The organism is Photobacterium sp. OFAV2-7 (assembly GCF_022347985.1).
Lineage (GTDB): Bacteria > Pseudomonadota > Gammaproteobacteria > Enterobacterales > Vibrionaceae > Photobacterium.
In genome coordinates this window covers 1-2,807 of sequence record NZ_JAKRFQ010000705.1, presented here as the reverse complement: position 1 = coordinate 2,807, position 2,807 = coordinate 1, and the positions used below count along the sequence as shown (strand labels likewise).

3 protein-coding genes are annotated in these 2,807 nt (G+C 51.3%); 2 read left to right on the top strand and 1 reads right to left on the bottom strand.

Going from position 1 to position 2,807, the window contains the following annotated elements; genetic code table 11:
• Positions 1 to 204: 204 nt before the first annotated feature.
• On the top strand, positions 205 to 1,401 hold the full coding sequence (locus tag MHN01_RS23345) for an MFS transporter (RefSeq protein ID WP_239413746.1): 1,197 nt from the start codon (positions 205 to 207) through the stop codon (positions 1,399 to 1,401).
• Positions 1,402 to 1,471: 70 nt separating this feature from the next.
• Positions 1,472 to 1,798: a DUF2799 domain-containing protein gene (locus MHN01_RS23340; RefSeq protein ID WP_075762679.1), complete on the top strand. Its 327-nt coding sequence runs from the start codon at positions 1,472 to 1,474 to the stop codon at positions 1,796 to 1,798.
• Positions 1,799 to 1,871: 73 nt separating this feature from the next.
• Here MHN01_RS23340 and dapD read toward each other — a convergent pair.
• A partial coding sequence (gene dapD / locus MHN01_RS23335; RefSeq protein ID WP_239413745.1) for a 2,3,4,5-tetrahydropyridine-2,6-dicarboxylate N-succinyltransferase occupies positions 1,872 to 2,807 on the bottom strand: 936 nt, incomplete at its 5' end.

Below are 2,807 nucleotides of genomic sequence, written 5' to 3'. Positions count from 1 at the left end.
CTTATATCATCAATAAGTAACCCATCGCATCATTACTTTTGCTGATACTTTCCGCTCAGGATCTCTGGGCGGTTGCTATTGTGTCCCTTCAGGAAATAATCCCTTAATTCCACGCTGCTAATAGTTTTCACCGGAAAATGCATAATGGAAGTAGCCTCTGATAAACAGATCTGGAGGCTGTTCGGCGTTTAACTGAGGGTATCTATGCACAAATTTAACTGGAAGCCGCTGCTGCTGGCATGCTTGATTGTCAGTATTGGCCAACTTAGCCTGGGATTGGTTTTTCCTTCACTGCCGTGGATCGCAAAGGATCTGGGAGTGAGCTCTGAGCAGGCACAGCTATTGGTTTCTGGTTATCTTTTGGGTTTTGGCCCTTCCCAGCTTATCTATGGCCCAATGTCAGATGTATTTGGCCGTCGTCCTGTTTTGCTTTCCGGGTTGCTTATCGCCTTGCTTGGACTGGCGTTGGCAGTGACGCATGCTGACTCGTTCAGCTGGTTATTGGCTGGGCGCTTTGTGCAAGGGCTTGGAGCCGGGAGTGTTGCTGTACTTGCCAGAGCGACGATAAGGGACAGTTACCTGAGTCATCATCTGGTCAAGGCGATGACCTGGGTCGCGATTGTCGCGGCGTTTACACCGATAGTAGCGCCGGTGATTGGTGGCTTGGTTAACCATTACTCGGGCTGGCTGGCGGTCTTTATATTATTGCTGGGCTATATCGCTGTGGTTTGGTTGGTGTTGCTGCTGACATTTAAGGAAACATTGAAGCTAACGTCGGCCCCTCAGTCCGTCAGTAAACTGGTCGTTTCCTATTTCTCCCTGATGCAGGAGCGGCATTTTCTTACCTTTGCCGGCCTTGGCTGGGTGAATTTTTCCTTAGTGGTCATTTCTATCTCTATGATGCCCTTCATTATGCAGGTTCAGATTGGGATGACGTCGGATGAATATGCATTGTGGGCGATGGTCCCGGCTTTTGGATTACTGAGTGGTGGGATTGTATGCCAGCGGCTTCGTCCTGTGGTGGGGACCCAAAAGATGCTGCAGCTCGCACCAATGCTACACCTGCTGGCCGGTAGTGTTTTGATTCTGGCCCCGGTTGAGCCTGTCTGGATGAGTACGGGGCATTTTCTGTTGGCAATGGCTAACGGGATGGCGTTCCCTTGTGCCCAGTCGTTGTTGCTGGTTCCTTACGGCAACAAAGCCGGTACCGTGTCAGCCTTGTCCGGAGCCTGTCAGATGGTATTTGCATCCTTGCTAAGTAGCTTTTTGCTTAAGCTCGGGATCAGTCAGGCCTGGCACCTTGGCTGTGTGATGTTGGTTGCCGCCGGTGTCGGGTTGGTGCTGGTGTATTTCGGGGCTCGCTCTGAAAGCGGGCGTGAAGCTGTGGCTGCCTTAAATTAATCTCGTCGATTGGGCTGGAATATGAGCCATACTTATCAGCAGAGTGAATTCCTCGTTGAGGCAGAAGACTATGCTGAGATTTATCTGTCTGGTTGTCGCTATTACCCTGACAGCTTGTGTCAGCCAGCGTGAACTTGAGTTATCACAGAATAAAGAGTGGGAGCAACTTGGAGCGTATCACGGCCAGCAAGGGTATCGGGAGTGGGATGAAAATCGCCTGAATAAGCAGGGAGCAATGACAGAAACCGAGTATGAGAAGTATCGTGCCGGTTATCTGCAGGGACGGTTTGAATACTGCAGCCAAAAGACAACGGTCAGTACCGTGCTCAATCAGGGATACCCGGATGAGTGTAATGAAAATCAAGGTAGTTACGGTCTGATAGAGCGTGGCTATTAGCTCATGAACTAACACGATAGATAGCAAAAAGGCTGCCGAGGCAGCCTTTTTGATGCTCAGACAACCTGATGAATTAGTTGTTGCTGTGCAGCTCGCTGTTTAGCTCAACGGCTGTTTTGTTAGTCAGGCATTCGATCTGACCTGTCACAGAGTTGCGGCGGAACAATAGGTCTGGCTTGCCAGCCAGGTCGCGGGCCTTAACCACTTCAACTTCCTTGCCTTGTGAATCAAGCATACGGACCTTAGAACCAGCCGTGACATACAGGCCTGACTCAATAGTACAGCGATCACCCAGTGGGAAACCAAGCCCGGCATTGGCGCCAAGCAAGCTGTTTTCACCAATAGAGACAACCACTTTACCGCCGCCACTCAGGGTACCCATGATAGAGGCACCACCACCGACGTCTGAGCCTTCACCAACCATGACACCGGCAGAGATACGGCCTTCAACCATGCTGACACCTGTAGTACCTGCATTGAAGTTAATGAAGCCTTCGTGCATGACTGTCGTACCTTCACCAACGTGGGCACCCAGGCGAACACGTGATGTATCAGCAATACGTACGCCAGCAGGCACGACGTAATCAACCATTTTCGGGAATTTATCGACACAGTCTACTGTCAGTACTTCGCCGTTTAGGCGCGCTTCGATCTGGCGATCGGCCAGCTCAGGGAGATCAATCGGGCCCTGGCTGGTCCATGCGATGTTATGTAGCAGGCCAAAAATGCCGTCCAGCACGATGCCATGAGGCTTAACCAGGCGATTAGAGATAAGCTGTAGTTTCAGGAAGCCTTCGGCAACGGAAGCCGGGGCTTCGTCGCTTGCAAGAATCACGATAACCAATGGCTGAGTTGATTGAGCAGCCTTTGCTGCGAACTGCGCACTTTTATCATCACCAGCAGCGGTGAAGGCTGCAGCCAAATCTGCGCACTGGGCTGGAGTTACCTCAATGGCCTGGTTGCCTTCCTTATAGTCAACAACAGCTGCCAGGGCTGCAACCAGCTCATC